This is a genomic window from Streptomyces sp. x-19 (assembly GCF_046549115.1).
Classification (GTDB): Bacteria; Actinomycetota; Actinomycetes; order Streptomycetales; family Streptomycetaceae; genus Streptomyces; species Streptomyces albulus_C.
Genome location: NZ_JAJPWK010000029.1, coordinates 1 through 16,150, shown reverse-complemented (window position 1 = coordinate 16,150; position 16,150 = coordinate 1). Strand labels below are relative to the sequence as shown.

The window sequence follows — 16,150 nt, the reverse complement described above, 5'->3', positions numbered from 1 at the left end:
GGCGGATCACGGTGCGGGAGTCGAACGGGTCCGGGTGTGCGGCGTGATCGTCAGGTGCTGGGGCCGGACCGTGGTGCTGGCGACGGGCCTCACGGGGCGGTTCCGGTGGGGACGCAGCTCCCACCGGGCGGCGATCTCGGCGACGGTGAGCGTCATCGCCGTCCAGGAGAAGTGCTCGCCGAGGCACTGGCGACTGCCGAGGCCGAAGGGGAGGTAGGACGCCCGTGGCACGGTCGGGGCATCGGGGAGCCAGCGGTCGGGGTCGAAGCGCTGGGGGTTCGGGAAGACGGCCGGGTCGTGGTGGACGAGGTACTGGCTGTAGGCGACGTTGGCCCGGGCGGGGATGAGGTATCCGCCGAGGTCGACCGGTGTGGTGGTCCACCGGGTGAAGAGGTAGCCGGGTCCGTGGTGGCGCATGGTCTCGGTCAGGACGCAGCGGATGCGGGTCAGTGACGCCAGGTCGGCCGGTTCCGGCGGGCGGGCGCCGCACACCGTGTCCACCTCGCGCTGTACTTGCCGTTGGAGGGCCGCATCACGGCTGATCTCGTGCAGGGCCCAGGCCAGTGCGGTGCCGGGGGCTTCTCCGGTCGTGCCGAGCATGGTGACGGCCTCGTCCGCGATCTGTCGGTCGGTCATGCCCGCGCCGGTGTCGGGGTCCCGTGCCGCCAGCATGGCCTGGAAGACTCCGCCCGCCGCCTCGGGGTTCCGCCGTCCTTCGAGGATGAGGGAGTCGATGATCTGCCGCAGCCGGGCCAGGGCCCGGTCGAATTCGCGGTTCGCGGTGACCATGACCGCGTTCGTCCAGGACGGCGCGATCGTCTTGCGCATCACCCCTTTCATCAAGGTGCGCAGCAGCCGGTAGAACTCCTCTTCCCTCGGCGCGGGCAGGGTGGGGCCGAACAGGGTGGCCAGGAAGGCCGACACCATGATCCGGTCCATCTCGGCGGCGGCCTCGAAGGGGACGCCGTCCCGCCAGTGGGTGAGGCGTTCCCGTACGGCCGCCGACAGCGCGTAGGTGCGGGCCGCGATGTACGAGCGGTTGAACAGCGGCTGGAGAATGCGCCGTTGGCGGCGGTGCTGCTCACCGTTGATGGTGCCGACACCGTTGCCGAAGATGAGCGCGAGGTTCTCCCCCATGCGGCCTCCGGTCTCGAAGTACCGGGATTCGGAGGTGAGAACGCGGCGGGTCAGCTCGGGGTCGGTGACCACGTACACGGGCAGCGTCCCGATGTCGACTCGGACGACGCCTCCGTGCGCGCGGAGGGAATCCAGGAACGTGAGGGTGTGGCGCCACAGGTGATAGGCGTGCCCCACGGCGGGCCACTTCCCCGGCGCCACGGCGACGGGCCGGGGCGCGCCCTTCGCCTCGTCGGGGGCGCTCTTCGTGCGCGTCATCGTGCTGCCTCCCGGTCATCGAATGCGCCTGGGTTCGCGTACGGCTCATCGGGGCGGTCCGCGCTCGTGTATCGGCCTGACCGCTCGGCCCAGTCGTAGTCGCCCCGCATGACCGCCCGCAGCGCGTCCGCGAAACGGAACACGGCTGCGCGCTGCGCCTCGGTGAGGCGGAAGCTGTCGCACAGGCTGGGCAGTCGGCTTTCGAGTACGAGGAACCGCTCCGTGCGGGAACGGATCATCCGGCGCATCTCCTCCACGCCCTCGGCACGGGTACGGTGTTCCCGCCGTTCCAGAATGAGCAGCAGATTGTGTATTTCTCCGCGGGCTTCTTCCTTCTCCGCGGAACAGAGGTCGTTGTGGATGGTGTCCACCTCTGCCGCGATCGCCCGCATCTCCGCGGCCCATGGGGCGGCGTGGATACGCCAGGGCACCTCGAAATGGCCGATCCGTTCGGCGAGGTCCACCGTCGGATGGACGCCGATGGTCTCCCGACGCAGCCGCAGATGTTCCTCCACGGTGGGCATGCGACCGCGGTGCCGGTGTGCCGCCTCGGTGACATACCCCTGGAGGTAGGCGCACCAGTGCTCGGCCGCGCGGCGGCGCCACGCGGCGGACATCCCCTCACGGCTGCGCTGCCACAGGTCGGCGAACGCCCGCACGACGGGCGCCGCGGAAGGCCCCGCCGGGCGCCGCAGCGCCTCCATGGTGCTGCTCACAAGGGCCCGCGCCCTGGCGGGGTCCTCACCATCGGGGCCGTCGAAAAGGTCGTCGAAGACGAAGAACCAGCTCATCAGGTCCACGCCGAGGTCGAGGTCCGCTCCGGTGGCGTCGGGGTAGAAGCGCGCCGCCAACTCCGCGTACCGCGCGCTCTCGTGTCTTCGCACGGCCTCCTCGTCGTTCAGCAGGCCGTGAGAGCGCGGCCAGGCGAGATGCCGTTCCCTCGCCCGGTCGACATCAGGGCTGATCCGGCACGGGAACGGGATATGAAGCTCGATTCCTCTGGGCACGGCTCCCTCGCTGATGGTCGGGACGATGGCCCGGCACGGCGCTCGCCGAACACGGCGTACGGACGGGTGGGGGCGCTGGTTGGCACGGCGTTCGGCGAGGCCCGTACCTGCCCCGGCGGCAAGGCCCTGAGCCCCGGGATCACTGTCACACTACGAAGCGAACTGCCATGAGTCCAACGACAGTTGGACATACGCTCCATGCGAGAACGTCATGCGGCGGCACGGACAGGGTGGAGACCCGCACGGGCCTGGTGGCCGACGGCCCTGCATCACGGATCCGGGACGGTGTCGGTTTCGAGAGCCGCGGCCCTCAACGCGGCCGCGAGCCGGACGACCGGTTTGGCCGGCGGCCCAGGGAGCCGGGCCAGGAGCAGGCGCCGCGTTTCCTGCGGGCCGCCGCGCACCGGCAGGATCCGCACGTCGGGCGGCGCAGCAGGGGCCAGTGCGCAGGGTACGGTCGTCAGTCCGCAGCCGGCGGCGACGAGATGCAGCTTCGCCAGCCAGTCCCGGGCGGTGTGCGCGATCTCGGGCCGCTCGTCCAGGCCCGGCCACACCCCCAGCTGAACCCGGCTCGAGGCGGACATCCGCCAATGCGAACAACTGCTCTCGTGCCGTGCCGGGGAAGTCGATCCCCGCCGTGGAGCGCACCCTGCTGTGAACGCCGTCGGCTCCGACCACGTAGCGGGCGTACACGGCACGCACCGATCCGTCGGGCGCGGCGACGGCGGCGGTGACGCCGGGAAAGTCGGGACTGAAGGTGATGAGCTTGTGGCGGCGGTGGACCATGCTGCCCAGCTCGGTCAGGCGGCGATTGAGATGTTCCTCAGTCGTCTGCTGGGAGACCAGCAGCATCATCGGGAACGGGGAGTCCAGGTTGTCGTAGGACGCGCGGAGCAGAGGGCGCGGGCCGTCGTGCACGCTGAAGTGGCGGCCTCGAACTCCTGCGGCGACCAGACGATCGGCAACGCCAACGCGGTCGAGGTACTCCAGAGCGCGGGGCTGAACGAAGGCGGCCTTGGCGCCGGGCTGGACCGCATCGGTACGTTCGATGAGTACGTGGTCCACGCCGAGCTGGGTAAGGCTGGCGGCGAGTGTGACCCCGGCGGGCCCGGCACCAACGATCAGGGCATCGGTCCGCGCGGCCGGTGCGGCCGTGGGAGAAGAGGCCATGACGTTCGGCGTCCTTCGTTGATCTGGCATTTCGCCGAGCCACTCGGCAGGCGCCCGGTCCCCTCCGTGACAGTCTTGGGTGAGACACCCCGGGCTGATCGCTCACCCTGGCCGGGCACAACAGGAGAACCACCCGCATGGCCAGCAGCGACGTAGCCCGCCGTGCACCCAGCCCATGTCTCCATCGCCGCCCGAGACCTGAGAACCCTCGATGAAATCGACCCGGCGAACACCACGCTCAGCTACAAGTCTCTCCGTTCGCCCCTCGTCAACGGCTCGCCCAAGGATCAGCAGCGAACTTCATCAAGGCTGCTTAGGACCTGTCCGGCGGATCTCACTGGCTCGCAACAGGGGTAGCACGATGTCGTCGAGGATCTCCTCGACGACATCGTCGGCGGGGGCGACCCCCTGCACCAGGAACTCCTCGCGCAGCAGGTCCACCGGGAGCGAGAACACCCTGGGTGTGAGTCGGTCGCCGTCGATGTCACCGCGGTCGGCAGCCCGCCGCATCATGGCGGTCACGCCGCGCACCGGCTCCTCCTGGGTGAGTTGAGAACGGAACCGCTGCCGGAGCTCGGGGTCGCGAAGCATGTCGACCAGGAAGCCGTGGACGGCGCCGCCGGGTAGATCGTCGAAGCGGTGGGCGAGCCGGCGCAGGTAGGTGAGGAGGTCGGTCCGCAGATTGCCGGTGTCGGGCAGTTCCTCCTCGGCCGGACGGTTCCGGCGCAGGGCGGCGACGACGAGCTCGGCCCGGTTGGACCACCGGCGGTAGAGCACGGGCTTGCTGGTCTGCGCCCTGGCCGCGACGCCGTCCATGGTGAGCCCGGCGTAGCCGTGTTCGGCCAACTCCGTCCATACCGCTTCGAAGATCGCCCGCTCAAGTTCGCCGCCTCGTCGGCGTGTGGTCCTGCCGGTCATCCCAGCTCCTGTAGATACGTTGCGTTTCTTATTGGGTCAGCCTACCGTGGACTCAAGAAACGCATCGTGTCTTAAATGGAGTAGGGAAGATCATGAGCAACAGCCAGTCGACTGACGTCCTGATTGTCGGCGCCGGGCCGGTGGGTCTCGCGCTCGCCCTCGGTCTGGCCCGCGACGGCGTCAACTGCCGGATCATCGAACGCGATCCGGACTTCCGCGACCGGGGCGTCCGCGGCAAGGGGGTCACCCCCCGGACCATGGAGGTCTTCGACGACCTCGGCGTGGTCGACGAGATCTACGCCCGCGCCGATGTGAACCTCAAGATGCGCACCTACGAGGGAAGCCGGCTGGTCAGCGAGACCGACCCGGCCCCGGCCAACCTTCCCACCCCCGACCGTCCCCACCTCGGCGTGATCATGCTCGCGCAGCACCACACCGAGGCCGTGCTGCGCAAGCGCCTGGCCGACTACGGCGTCACGGTGGAACTCGGCACCTCGCTCACGCACTACACGCAAACGGACGACGAGGTCATCGCCACCGTCCAGCAGACCAGCCGGACCGAGCAGTTCAGCGCCCGCTATCTGGTCGGCTGCGACGGCGGGCGCAGCACCGTTCGCAAGGTGACTGGTATCCCGTTCCTCGGCGAGACCTGGGACGAGGAACGCTTCCTGATGGGTTCGGTGCGCATCGACGGCCTGGACCCGCGCTGCATGCACGTGTGGAACGACCCGGACCTCGGCGCGGGTGCTCTGGTGCTGGTCCCGATGACCTGCGACGGCACCTGGGCCTTCCACGCGTCCGTCGCCCCCGATGAGAACGGCGAACTCCCCACGCCCTCACTGGCGAACTTCCGGCGGCTGTTCGCCGAACGAGCCGCCCTGCCCGGAGTCGCCCTCCACGACTTGGTCTGGTCGACCATCTGGCGGCCGACCGTGCGCATGGTCGAGAGGTACCGCACCGGCCGGGTCTTCCTGGCCGGTGACGCCGCGCACTGCCACTCCGCGGCAGGCGGCCAGGGCATGAACACCGGCATCCAGGACGCGCACAACCTGAGCTGGAAGCTCGCCGCCGCCCTGCGCGGAGCCCCCGACTCCCTGCTCGACAGCTACCAGGCCGAACGGCTCCCGGTCGGCACCGCGCTGCTCGCCGCCACCTCCGCGCAGCACCGGGCGCTGTTCGACTCCCAGGGGGCCGAGGTCTTGGCCAAGCAGTTCAACGACGCCACCGGTACCGCCTCCGGTGCCGACCTCACCGGCCTGTCCATCCATTACCAAGGCAGCCTACTCAGTCACGACCTCGACCATGCCACCGGCATCCGCGCCGGCGACCGCGCCCCCGACGCGCCTTGCCGCACCGCGGACGGCGCGGACATCCGGCTGTTCGATCTGTTCCGCGGACCGCATTTCACCCTGTTGGCCTTCGGCAAGCCGCTGGCCGCGCATCTCCCCGGCACCCCGGGCGTACGGACGGTCACCGTCGACGATACGGCGGGGGCGGAAGTCCTGGACACCTACGGCCACGCCCGCCGCGCCTATGGTGTCACCGGCGAGGCGACGGTCCTGGTCCGTCCGGACGGCTACGTCGCCCTCACCGCGGGACCGGTCGGACCGCAGCCGGTCGCGTCCTACCTCGACGAGCTCGCCCCTGCCGAGCCGACTGCCCACTGACGTCGCCGCCCCTGATAATCGTCCCCGAACAGCCTGCGACGCCTTGATCCGCCGGACAGAACCTACTGGCCAAAGACCCGCCCCCGACCTGCCCCGAAGCCAACCCCCGAAGCCGCCGACCGATGGACCTGGCTCATCCTGGCCGCATACACCCAACTACGTCTGGCCCGGCCGCTGGCGGCCGACCTGCGGCGGCCGTGGGAGAAACCGAATCCGTCCGACCGTCTCCCCCCCGCCCGAGTCCGCCGCGACTTCAGGCACCTCCGCCCGAAGCCCCTCTACCCAGCCGAAGCACCGAAACCCTCCCGCCGCGGCCCAGGCAGACCTCCCGGCCGCAAGAACACCCACCCCACACCCCGCCACGACGCCCGCACAGTCCGCAAAACAGACACAACGAAACGACGAACCGCTCGGGCTTGCCGTCGGACCAGACATGCCGCCCAGCCACAGACGTGGCCGGCTCCTTGCTGCCGGTTGGCAAGGCAACGCGAGAACTCGCCGGCCGCGGCTGCCGGGTGATGATGTGCGCCCGCGACCGTGACGAGCTGAGCTGGGCCGAGCGGCGCCTGGGCACCGACGGTGCTGAGGTGGCCTCCGTCGCCTGTGACCTCACCACGCCTGACGCACCGGCGCAGATCATGGCCGCGGTCCACGAGCGCTTCAGCCCCCTCGAACTGCTCGTCAACAATGCAGGGATCATCCAGGTCGGGCCCTTCGACGCGCTGCGCGAGGAGGACTTCCGCCGAGCCATGGAGACCATGTTGTTCGCACCGCTGAGGCTGACCACCGCCGCGCTGCCCGACCTGCGGCAGGCCGAGAGCGGCAACAACTGGGCGAAGAGCCCTGCGCCCTTCGACGACCGACCCACGTGGGACAACTGGAACAAGAAGAAGAAGTGACCCACCGCCCGGGGCGCGCCGGCACGAGGGCGCTCCGCGGCGCCGCACAGGCCCACCTCGCTGGAAGGCATCTCGATGGGAGCCCGCACGATCCGCCGCACGAGCGTCACCCTGCCCGCGCTGGACGAACCCGGCCTATACCTGTCCAACGTGAACTCGCTTGAGGGCGGTCGGGGCCGGGTCTCGGACTTCCAGTACAGCAACGCGGACCTGCGCGCCCTGGACCTGGCCGACGTGCACCTGCTCGACGGACGCATCGCGGGGCTCCGGGCAGAGCGCACCCGACTGGAAAAGGTCCGCGTCGACTCGGTGGAGTTCACCGCCTGCGACCTGCCTTCTCTGCACTGGTCGGACAGTAAGGTCACCCGCGCCGCCTTCCGGGACTGCAAGCTGATGGGCGCCGTACTGGAAAGGGTCACCCTCGACGACGTCGTCTTCGAGAACTGCAAGCTCGACTACAGCACTCTCACCCAAGTACGGACCGCCGGAGCCGTCATCTTCTCCAGCTGCTCCTTGCGCGAGACCGTGTTCGAGGCAGTCAATCTGACCAAGGCGGCCTTCGACGACTGCGATCTGCGGCTCGCCGAGTTCAACGGCGGCCAGTGCCGCGGGCTGGACCTGCGCCGCAACGACCTCTCCCAGCTCCGCGGCCTCGCCTCGCTCAAGCACGTGATCATCGACCGGGCACAGACCCTCCAGCTCGCGGAGGCGCTCGCCACGGAGCTGAACGTCGCCTACGGCGAGGACCTCGACACGCAGTAGTGCCTCCCCCGTCCTCGGACGGGGGAGCCGTGGGACCACGCCTTCTGCTCATCGCTTCGGAGCGCTACGAGCAGGAAAGTGGACGTGCACCCCGTCTTGTGTCGGCAACGCCCACCGGCCTGACGCATCCCGCTCCCCTACGGGTGGGGCGTCTGACGGCTCCACGGCGTCTGCCCACCGGTCCTCGGGCCAGCCCACCTCGGCGTCGCGCTGTCGTTGAACGGTGGCGGCGAAAGCGGCGAGTTGATCGACCAGCCGCAGCATCACTGCACCCCTGGTGAGATCCTCGGCCGTCGTCTCTTGCTCGGGCCCGGCTGCGTCTCCTACCTGTCGGATGGCGCGCAGCAACTCCAGGGTGGGGGTGGCCTCCGCCGGTAGTTGCCCAGGGACTTCGATCACCGAACGCCATCTGGCACTGGAGGTGTTGGTGACAGGAGGAAGCGGAGGGAGGGACTGCGCCGTGGCGTCAGCACCTGTGTCTCGGCCTGTCGAGCCCTGGACGGTGAGGGCTCACCTTCTATGTTGTGGCTGGGCCAGTCCGGCCGGGTCGATGTCGAAGGGGAACGGCTTCTCGATGCGGGTCACGGTGCCCGGCAGAGCCGTCGCCGTTTCGACGTACCGGCCGGCGTCCAGCTCGCAGGTGATCAGGCGCGGGGCCGGGTCGAACTCCAGGCGCCAGTAGTGCGGGACCGCGGCCTCCGCGTACAGCAGCGGCTTGAGCTTGCGGTCCATGGTCTTGTTGCCGGGCGAGACGAGCTCGACAACCAGTTGCACCGCCTCGGCGTCGAGGCTGACGCCGTCCTCGGCGGTCGCGCCCGCGTCGGCGACGACGATGTCCGGCACGACCAGCCCGGACGGCAGGATCACGTTGATGGCTTCGAGCACCTCGACCGGGGCACCGGCCGCCTGGGCGGCCGCGTCCAGGGCGACGTGGAGCCGGAAGCTTGCGCGCTGATGGCGCAGGCCGGGGCGGGGGACATCACGAGCGACTCCCCCAGCAGCTCGTAGCGGATGCTCCGGTCTTCGGGCAGGGCCAGGACGTCCCCGACGCTCCAGGGCCCGTGGTGCGTAAAGCTGGCAACGCTCATCCCGTCACCTCCATCACGTACTCACAGTCTGGCCTACTCCGACAGCCAGTGTCTGCCTCCTGCCCACCTCCGGCATTGCCGTGCCGCCACGGGCCCGGCCCTCGGTGAGCGAGCTCTCGGCCCACCGAGATGCACTCCCGAGATCGGCCAGGAAAGAGCCGAACACCTTGAGGAGCCTGGCCACCATGAGCGGCTCCATCCCGTCAAACACGCCCTCGACCGCCACCGCCTGGACCTCTTCCTCGATCACCGGCACTTCAGCCGGCAGGTCGTCAAGAGGCATCACCGGGTCAAGTCGAAGCGGCCATCACACGCATCCCCACCCGCTACGAGAAGACCGCAACCATCCACCCGGCCGAACTTCACATCGCAGGCATTTCCCCCTGATCCGCCCGGCGATCCAAACGAAGGTTCGTAGAGAAATTTGCGAGATGTCCGCCCTCAGCGAACAGCTAAAACAGCCTCTGGCCTGGGACTTGCAACTGACCACTAGAATCCGTTCCCATTCTAACGGGATGTACGTCCTGTACATTTTTTACAGAGGAAGGGGACAGTCATGCTGCCGACGACGGCGCGCCACGTCCTGCCGGAATTCACCGAGCGCACCAGCTACGGGACACGGACGTCGGACCCGTACTCCAAGCTGCTCAGCGAGCGGATCGTCTTCCTGGGGACACCGATCGACGACGCCTGCGCCAACGACGTGATGGCCCAGCTCGTCCACCTCGAACACGCCGCACCGGAGCGGGACATCTCGCTCTACATCAACTCGCCCGGCGGCTCGTTCACCGCGATGTGCGCGATCTACGACACGATGCGCTACGTCTCGTGCGACGTGGAGACGGTCTGCCTGGGACAGGCGGTCTCGGGGGCCGCGGTCCTCCTGGCCGCCGGCACGCCCGGCAAGCGACTGGCCCTCCCGCACGCCCGGATGATGATCCATCAGCCGTCGTTGGGCGAGTCGGTCCAGGGCCAGGCCGACGACCTGCGGATCCGGGCCGAGGAGTTGCTGCGCACCCGCGACAGGCTGACCGAGATGCTGGCCGAACACACCGGCCGGAGCCGCGAACGGATCGCCGCGGACATCGAACGGGACACCTTCTTCGACGCACCCGCCGCCCAGGAGTACGGCCTGATCGACGCCCTCACCCGCGGGCGCAAGCGCGCGCCCCTGCTTCCCGTCGGGCGGTGACACGCGGTGCTGCCGCCGGAACTGCCGCCGCTGCCCGCACTGACCCGGGCCGAGGGCGCACTGATCGACAGCTTCTTGGAGATCCTCGACCTGCTGGGGCGCATCAACCCGGCCCGCGGCGGCACGACGTACGGCGGACTGCGCGCGGCCCAGGCGCTGGTCGGCAAGTCCGTCGAGCTGCGGGACGCGCTGACGCTGATGCACGACCGCGGGGAGAGCGAACTGCACACCGCGACCCTGGGCCGGGCGCTGCGGGTCCTGGACGGGGAGCGCCGGGCGCGGCGGGTGACGGTGCCGCCGCAGGACGCCGTCTGACCCGGACCCCGACCGGCGCGCGGGAGCCGGACGGGCCCCGGCGCGGGGTGCGTCGCGGCGGCGGACGCCGGGCGCGAGGGGGACACGTACGGCTCCGAAGTGCGCATACGGCGTAGCGCGTGCGGCTGCGGTAAGGGGGCGAGGAATTGCGCGGGTCGGCGAAATTTCCCGCCCCCCTTGGGTTTCGGCGCTGGTCCCGGCCCCGGCCTCACGGTCGAAACTGGCGCATATGACGCAGAACCACTCATTAGGGTTAAGCGTGACCAATGTCACACACTGCAATTTCAGCTCGGAAATCGGGTGGGCGGTGCGTGACGATCCCTTTCGACGACAAGCCCCCGCCACAGCGACGGGGCGGTCCGGACGACCCGTTGTTCCGCCGTCATCCGGATCACCGGCTGACGAAGGGTTGCGCATGACCATGCGCGAGCAGCTGCCGCACCTCCTGGTGCGCGCCGGCACCGTCTCCGCCCTCACCCTGGCCACCCTGGGCGGCCCCGCGGCGGCCCCGGGGGCCGCCGCGGAGGCCCAATTGGCGGCCGTCTCCGCCAAGGCCCTGCGGATCGCCGCCTCCAAGCAGGGCGCACCGTACAAGTGGGGCGCCCAGGGGCCCGACAGCTTCGACTGCTCGGGGCTGACGCTCTACTCGTACCGGCGCGCCGGGCGGGCCCTGCCCCGCACCGCGGCGCAGCAGTACCGCCACACCGAGCACGTCTCGCGCTCCTCACGGCGGGGCGGTGACCTGGTCTTCTTCCATTCCGGAAAAGGGGTCTACCACGTCGGCATCTACGCCGGCGACGACCGGATCTGGCATGCGCCGAAGGCCGGCACGGTGGTGCGGCTGGAGCGGATCTGGAGCCGCACCGTCTGGTACGGGCGGGTGCGCTGACCCGCGGCGGCGATCAGGCGCCGTCGGTCCGGCCGGGCTCCGACACGGGCCACGGCACCGTCACCCAGACCGTCTTGCCGCCGGCCGCGACCGGCTCGACCCAGAGTCGGCCGCCGCGTTCGGCCGCCAGCGAGCGGATGATGACCAGGCCCCGGCCGTTGTCCTGCTGCACCGCGGCGGGCAGTCGACGCGGCGGACGGGAGAGGCCGTCGGTCACGCCCAGGCACAGGTGTTCCTCGCGCTCCAGGCGGAGCTCGACGGTGAAGGCCGGGGACCTGCCGCGGGTGTGCTGGACGGCGTTGGTGGCGAGTTCGGAGACGATCAGCAGCAGATCGTCGGTGGCGGCCGATCCGGGCGGCAGGCCCCATCGGGCGAGGACCTGTCGGACGTGTCCGCGGGCGGCGGCGACCGAGTCGGGGAGGCTCGGCAGGGTGCGGGTGGACTCCTGGTGGTCTGCCATGACGACGCCGTCCCTTTCCCACCGAGGCGCCGCTGCGGTCCGCTGGTCGGCCGGGATGCCGGCCGGGGTGCCGACGGCGTCGGATGTGTACTGTGCGCCAGACTGCCACCCATGCTGCCGGTGTGGCGGGTGATCGCCCAACATATACGGAGTTCTGTCGCGAATCCCTCCCCCGACGCGGTGAACTGTGCTGCGGCAGACGGCGTTTGGGGTGTATGGGGCGTGCGGTGCGGCGACACGGCCCGAAGGGCGCGGCGCCGCCGGTGTCGGGTGACGGCTTCAGGCCACCGGTGCGGTCGCCACGACGATGCCCGCCGCCGTGGCGATCTGGGCGTCCGTCAGGTCCGCCCGCGCGGTGAGCCGCAGCCGGGAGATCCCGTCGGGCACCGACGGCGGGCGGAAGCAGCCGACCGCCAGCCCCGCCGCCCGGCAGTCCGCGGCCCAGCGGACCGCCGCCTCCGGGGAGGGCGCGCGCACCGCGATCACCGCGGCGTCCGGACGAACCGCGCTCAGGCCCGCGGCGGTGAGCCGGGCGTGCAGTTCCCGCGCCACCTGCCGGACCCGGGCGGGCCGGTGCGGTTCGCGCCGCAGCAGCCGCAGGGCGGCGAGCGCGGCACCGGTCGACGCCGGTGCCAGCCCGGTGTCGAAGATGAACGAGCGGGCGGTGTTGACCAGGTGTTCGATGACCCGGGCCGGGCCGAGGACCGCGCCGCCCTGCGCGCCGAGGGACTTGGAGAGGGTCACGGTCGCCACCACGTCGGCGTCCCCGGACAGCCCGGCCGCCCACAGCGCGCCCCGGCCCCCGTCGCCCAACACGCCGAGCCCGTGCGCGTCGTCGACCAGCAGCGCGGCGTCCCGGGTCCGGCAGGCTTCGGCGAGTGCGGGCAGCGGCGCGGCGTCACCGTCGACCGAGAAGACCGCGTCGGTGAGCACCAGCGCCCGGCCGTGGTGCCCGGCCAGCGCGGTGCGCACGGCCGCCGGATCGGCGTGCGGGACGACCGCGGTGCGGGCCCGGGAGAGCCGGCAGCCGTCGATGAGGGAGGCGTGGTTGCCGGCGTCGGAGACCACCAGGGTGCCGGGGGCGGTGAGGGCGGTGACCGCGGCGAGGTTGGCGGTGTAGCCGGAGGACAGCACCAGGGCCGCCTCGAATCCGCAGAACTCGGCGAGTTCGTACTCCAGTTGGGCGTGGAGTTCGGTGCTGCCGGTCACCAGCCGGGAGCCGGTCGCGCCGGCGCCCCACCCTTCGGCCGCCTCGGCCGCGGCGCGCGTCACCTCGGGGTGCCGGGCCAGTCCGAGGTAGTCGTTGCCGGCCAGGTCGAGCACCGGCGAGTCGGCGGGCCGGGGCCGCAGGGTGCGGACCAGGCCGGCGCGGTGGCGTGCGGCGCGGGCGTCGTCGATCCAGTCGAACGCCGCGCCGGAGGCCGGCCGGGGGGCCGCGGCGGACGGCAGCGGTGGGGCGGGGTCCTGCAGCATCGGCGTCCTTCGTCGGTGGGTGGCGGGAGCGGGCTCGGCAACGCGCCGGGCACCCGCTCCCGGCAACGGGCCGGTAGCGCCTCGATTGTGGGCTGTCGATAGACGTTAGCGGTCGTTCCGCAGCCAGACGGTGTGGTGATGCACACACCCCGATCACCGGGCATTGTGGGAATCCTCCTTGGCCGGGGGCCGGGACGTACGCCAGGATCATCGCCATGGACCTGCTGAACACACTGGTGGACAAGGGACTGCGGCGCGAGGTGCCGACCCGTGACGAGGCGCTCGCCGTACTGGCGACGACCGACGACGAACTGCTCGACGTGGTGGCCGCGGCGGGGAAGGTCCGCCGCACGTGGTTCGGGCGGCGGGTCAAGCTCAACTACCTCGTCAACCTCAAGTCGGGCCTGTGCCCGGAGGACTGCTCGTACTGCTCCCAACGGCTGGGCTCGAAGGCGGAGATCCTCAAGTACACCTGGCTCAAGCCCGACGACGCCTCGAAGGCCGCCGCGGCCGGGGTGGCCGGCGGCGCCAAGCGGGTCTGCCTGGTCGCCAGTGGCCGGGGGCCCACCGACAAGGACGTGGACCGGGTCTCGGAGACCATCGCCACCATCAAGGAGCAGAACGAGGGCGTCGAGGTCTGCGCCTGCCTGGGCCTGTTGAACGACGGCCAGGCGGAGCGGCTGCGCGCGGCGGGCGCCGACGCGTACAACCACAACCTCAACACCTCGGAAGCCACCTACGGCGACATCTGCACCACGCACGACTTCTCCGACCGGGTGGAGACCGTCCAGCAGGCCCAGGCGGCGGGGATGTCCGCCTGCTCCGGACTGATCGCCGGCATGGGCGAGAGCGACGCCGACCTGGTCGACGTGGTGTTCGCACTGCGCGAGTTGGACCCGGACTCGGTGCCGGTGAACTTCCTGATCCCGTTCGAGGGCACCCCGCTGGCCAAGGAGTGGAACCTCACCCCGCAGCGCTGCCTGCGGATCCTGGCGATGGTCCGCTTCGTCTGCCCGGACGTGGAGGTCCGGCTGGCCGGCGGCCGGGAGGTGCACCTGCGCAGCCTCCAGCCGCTCGCCCTGCACCTGGTCAACTCCATCTTCCTGGGCGACTACCTGACCAGCGAGGGCCAGGCCGGCAAGGACGACCTGGCGATGATCGCGGACGCCGGGTTCGAGGTGGAGGGCGCCGACACCACCACGCTGCCGGCGCACCGCAGGCCGACGGAGGACGGCGCGGACGCCGTGGACGCGGAGCCCCAGGCCACCCCGGAGGCCGCCGTCCCCGCCCCCGCCGAGGAGGCCCGTCGCGATCTGGTCGCGGTGCGCCGCCGCGGCGCCGGCACCGACCTGCCGCCCAATGCCTGAGCCGCTCACCCCCGACGCGCTGCTGGCACTGGACCGGCAGCACGTCTGGCACCCGTACGGGCCGATGCCCGGCCGGAGCGAGCCGCTGCTGGTCGAGTCGGCCAGCGGCGTGCGGCTGCGGCTGGGCCGGCCGGCCGAGGGCCACTCCGAGCTGGTGGACGGGATGTCGTCCTGGTGGTCGGCGGTGCACGGCTACAACCACCCGGTGCTCAACGACGCGGCCCGCGGCCAGTTGGGGCGGATGAGCCACGTGATGTTCGGCGGGCTCACCCACGAGCCCGCGGTGCGGCTGGCCAAGCGGCTGGTGGACATCACGCCCGATCCGCTCCAGCACGTCTTCCTCGCCGACTCCGGTTCGGTGTCGGTCGAGGTGGCGGTCAAGATGTGCCTGCAGTACTGGCGTTCGCGCGGCGAACCGGGCAAGCAGCGGCTGCTGACCTGGCGCGGCGGCTACCACGGCGACACCTGGCAGCCGATGTCGGTGTGCGACCCGGACGGCGGGATGCACCACCTGTGGCAGGGCGTACTGCCCCAACAGGTCTTCGCCGAGGCGCCGCCGGCCGGTTTCGACGCCCCGCCGGACGCCGGGTACGCGGCGCACCTGCGGGAGCTGATCGGCCGGCACGCCGACGAGTTGGCGGCGGTGGTCGTGGAGCCGGTGGTGCAGGGCGCGGGCGGGATGTCCTTCCACTCCCCCGCCTACCTGCGGGTGCTGCGGGAAGCCTGTGACGCCCACGGCGTGCTGCTGGTCTTCGACGAGATCGCCACCGGATTCGGCCGTACGGGCCGCCTGTTCGCGGCCGAGCACGCCGGCGTCACACCGGACGTGATGTGCGTGGGCAAGGCCCTGACCGGCGGATACCTCACCCTCGCGGCGACGCTGTGCACCGCGGAGGTGGCCGAGGGGATCTCCCGCGGCGAACTTCCGGTGCTGGCGCACGGCCCCACGTTCATGGGCAATCCGCTGGCCGCCGCGGTCGCCGAGGCGTCGATCGAACTGCTGCTGTCCCAGGACTGGGCGCAGGAGGTCACCCGGATCGAGACCGGGCTCCGGGCCGGGTTGGCGCCCGCCGCGGAGCTGCCCGGGGTGCGCGACGTGCGCGTCCTGGGCGCCATCGGCGTGGTCCAGCTGGACCACGAGGTGGACATGGCCGCCGCGACCCGGGCCGCCGTCCGGGAGGGCGTCTGGCTGCGCCCGTTCCGGGACCTGATCTACACCATGCCGCCGTACATCACCGGCGACGAGGACGTGGCGCGGATCTGCGCCGCGGTGCGCGCGGCCGCCCGCGAGGGCTGACCCCCGGGCGGTGGGGTGGGGTGGGGTGGGGGCGGATCGCCGGTCCGCCCCCCCCCCCCCGGCGGGCCCCCCCCCCCCCCCCCCCCCCCCCCCCCCGGGGGGGGGGGCCCCCCCCCGGGGGGGCCGGGCGCGCGCCGACCCGGAGGGCCAGGCCCTGGACGGGGATGCCGCGCCACGCGGTTCCGGGGGTGAGGTACTCGCCCTTCATGACCAGGGAGAGTGCGTCGAGCCAGACGCCTTCGCCGACGACG

General features: G+C 71.3%; 15 protein-coding genes and 3 pseudogenes. 9 read left to right on the top strand and 9 right to left on the bottom strand.

Annotated elements, in window-relative coordinates; genetic code table 11:
- Nucleotides 1-6: 6 nt before the first annotated feature.
- The 5 genes and pseudogenes from ACLJT4_RS36685 to ACLJT4_RS36665 all read right to left on the bottom strand — a co-directional run bounded on the left by ACLJT4_RS36685 (nt 7) and on the right by ACLJT4_RS36665 (nt 4,490).
- Nucleotides 7-1,395, bottom strand: coding sequence for a cytochrome P450 (locus ACLJT4_RS36685; protein ID WP_411129227.1), 1,389 nt, complete (start codon nt 1,393-1,395; stop codon nt 7-9).
- Entirely contained in the window at nt 1,392-2,279 is an 888-nt protein-coding gene (locus ACLJT4_RS36680) for a terpene synthase family protein (protein WP_411129225.1), read from the bottom strand. Before ACLJT4_RS36680 ends, ACLJT4_RS36685 begins: the two co-directional genes overlap by 4 nt.
- A 392-nt stretch (nt 2,280-2,671) precedes the next feature.
- Nucleotides 2,672-2,962 (bottom strand): annotated as a pseudogene (locus tag ACLJT4_RS36675) (LysR family transcriptional regulator); the annotation flags it as partial.
- A 70-nt stretch (nt 2,963-3,032) separates the two neighbouring features.
- Nucleotides 3,033-3,572, bottom strand: a pseudogene (locus tag ACLJT4_RS36670) (FAD-dependent oxidoreductase); the annotation flags it as partial.
- 303 nt (nt 3,573-3,875) lie between these two features.
- Nucleotides 3,876-4,490, bottom strand: a complete 615-nt coding sequence (locus ACLJT4_RS36665; protein ID WP_411129223.1) for a TetR/AcrR family transcriptional regulator — start codon at nt 4,488-4,490, stop codon at nt 3,876-3,878.
- Between the two features lie 92 nt (nt 4,491-4,582).
- On the opposite strand from ACLJT4_RS36665, the gene ACLJT4_RS36660 reads away from it, so the two are divergent.
- The 4 genes and pseudogenes from ACLJT4_RS36660 to ACLJT4_RS36645 all read left to right on the top strand — a co-directional run bounded on the left by ACLJT4_RS36660 (nt 4,583) and on the right by ACLJT4_RS36645 (nt 7,818).
- Nucleotides 4,583-6,157 carry an FAD-dependent monooxygenase gene (locus tag ACLJT4_RS36660; RefSeq protein ID WP_411129221.1) on the top strand — a complete coding sequence of 525 codons (1,575 nt, stop codon included), beginning with the start codon at nt 4,583-4,585 and terminating at the stop codon, nt 6,155-6,157.
- 102 nt (nt 6,158-6,259) lie between these two features.
- Nucleotides 6,260-6,574, top strand: a pseudogene (locus tag ACLJT4_RS36655) (transposase); the annotation flags it as partial.
- Nucleotides 6,575-6,621: 47 nt separating this feature from the next.
- Nucleotides 6,622-7,056, top strand: a complete 435-nt coding sequence (locus ACLJT4_RS36650; protein WP_411129219.1) for an SDR family NAD(P)-dependent oxidoreductase — start codon at nt 6,622-6,624, stop codon at nt 7,054-7,056.
- Nucleotides 7,057-7,131: 75 nt separating this feature from the next.
- Complete coding sequence (locus ACLJT4_RS36645) at nt 7,132-7,818, top strand: pentapeptide repeat-containing protein (RefSeq protein WP_411129217.1); 687 nt, start codon at nt 7,132-7,134, stop codon at nt 7,816-7,818.
- Nucleotides 7,819-8,328: 510 nt separating this feature from the next.
- On the opposite strand, the gene ACLJT4_RS36640 is transcribed toward ACLJT4_RS36645, so the two are convergent.
- Nucleotides 8,329-8,781, bottom strand: a complete 453-nt coding sequence (locus ACLJT4_RS36640) for a Uma2 family endonuclease (RefSeq protein ID WP_411129342.1) — start codon at nt 8,779-8,781, stop codon at nt 8,329-8,331.
- A 138-nt stretch (nt 8,782-8,919) separates the two neighbouring features.
- Nucleotides 8,920-9,192, bottom strand: a complete 273-nt coding sequence (locus ACLJT4_RS36635; protein WP_411129215.1) for a hypothetical protein — start codon at nt 9,190-9,192, stop codon at nt 8,920-8,922.
- 270 nt (nt 9,193-9,462) lie between these two features.
- Here ACLJT4_RS36635 and ACLJT4_RS36630 point away from each other — a divergent pair, with 270 nt between their 5' ends.
- The 3 genes from ACLJT4_RS36630 to ACLJT4_RS36620 all read left to right on the top strand — a co-directional run bounded on the left by ACLJT4_RS36630 (nt 9,463) and on the right by ACLJT4_RS36620 (nt 11,302).
- The gene (locus ACLJT4_RS36630; RefSeq protein ID WP_411129213.1) at nt 9,463-10,098 is read left to right on the top strand and encodes a ClpP family protease; all 636 of its coding nucleotides are present in this window, start codon (nt 9,463-9,465) and stop codon (nt 10,096-10,098) included.
- 6 nt (nt 10,099-10,104) lie between these two features.
- A complete protein-coding gene (locus tag ACLJT4_RS36625; protein ID WP_411129211.1) occupies nt 10,105-10,413 on the top strand; it encodes a hypothetical protein in 309 nt (102 codons plus the stop codon).
- Between the two features lie 415 nt (nt 10,414-10,828).
- Nucleotides 10,829-11,302 (top strand): C40 family peptidase, encoded by a 474-nt coding sequence (locus ACLJT4_RS36620; protein ID WP_016572703.1) that lies wholly within the window; start codon nt 10,829-10,831, stop codon nt 11,300-11,302.
- 13 nt (nt 11,303-11,315) lie between these two features.
- On the opposite strand, the gene ACLJT4_RS36615 is transcribed toward ACLJT4_RS36620, so the two are convergent.
- Nucleotides 11,316-11,762 (bottom strand): ATP-binding protein, encoded by a 447-nt coding sequence (locus ACLJT4_RS36615; RefSeq protein WP_411129209.1) that lies wholly within the window; start codon nt 11,760-11,762, stop codon nt 11,316-11,318.
- 279 nt (nt 11,763-12,041) lie between these two features.
- Complete coding sequence (locus ACLJT4_RS36610) at nt 12,042-13,235, bottom strand: 8-amino-7-oxononanoate synthase (protein ID WP_411129207.1); 1,194 nt, start codon at nt 13,233-13,235, stop codon at nt 12,042-12,044.
- Between the two features lie 215 nt (nt 13,236-13,450).
- Between ACLJT4_RS36610 and bioB the strand changes: the two genes are divergently transcribed.
- Both bioB and ACLJT4_RS36600 read left to right on the top strand, forming a co-directional pair.
- On the top strand, nt 13,451-14,602 hold the full coding sequence (bioB, locus tag ACLJT4_RS36605; protein ID WP_411129205.1) for a biotin synthase BioB: 1,152 nt from the start codon (nt 13,451-13,453) through the stop codon (nt 14,600-14,602).
- Nucleotides 14,595-15,899 (top strand): adenosylmethionine--8-amino-7-oxononanoate transaminase, encoded by a 1,305-nt coding sequence (locus ACLJT4_RS36600; protein ID WP_411129203.1) that lies wholly within the window; start codon nt 14,595-14,597, stop codon nt 15,897-15,899. The genes bioB and ACLJT4_RS36600 overlap by 8 nt, the downstream gene beginning before the upstream one ends.
- Nucleotides 15,900-16,150 lie beyond the last annotated feature (251 nt).

Bases quoted from the DNA above. Each gene is read 5' to 3' on its own strand.
- ACLJT4_RS36610 (WP_411129207.1), bottom strand. From the start codon at position 13,235: ATGCTGCAGGACCCCGCCCCACCGCTGCCGTCCGCCGCGGCCCCCCGG.
- ACLJT4_RS36630 (WP_411129213.1), top strand. From the start codon at position 9,463: ATGCTGCCGACGACGGCGCGCCACGTCCTGCCGGAATTCACCGAGCGC.
- bioB (WP_411129205.1), top strand. From the start codon at position 13,451: ATGGACCTGCTGAACACACTGGTGGACAAGGGACTGCGGCGCGAGGTG.
- ACLJT4_RS36600 (WP_411129203.1), top strand. From the start codon at position 14,595: ATGCCTGAGCCGCTCACCCCCGACGCGCTGCTGGCACTGGACCGGCAG.
- ACLJT4_RS36645 (WP_411129217.1), top strand. From the start codon at position 7,132: ATGGGAGCCCGCACGATCCGCCGCACGAGCGTCACCCTGCCCGCGCTG.
- ACLJT4_RS36685 (WP_411129227.1), bottom strand. From the start codon at position 1,395: ATGACGCGCACGAAGAGCGCCCCCGACGAGGCGAAGGGCGCGCCCCGG.
- ACLJT4_RS36665 (WP_411129223.1), bottom strand. From the start codon at position 4,490: ATGACCGGCAGGACCACACGCCGACGAGGCGGCGAACTTGAGCGGGCG.
- ACLJT4_RS36660 (WP_411129221.1), top strand. From the start codon at position 4,583: ATGAGCAACAGCCAGTCGACTGACGTCCTGATTGTCGGCGCCGGGCCG.
- ACLJT4_RS36615 (WP_411129209.1), bottom strand. From the start codon at position 11,762: ATGGCAGACCACCAGGAGTCCACCCGCACCCTGCCGAGCCTCCCCGAC.
- ACLJT4_RS36620 (WP_016572703.1), top strand. From the start codon at position 10,829: ATGACCATGCGCGAGCAGCTGCCGCACCTCCTGGTGCGCGCCGGCACC.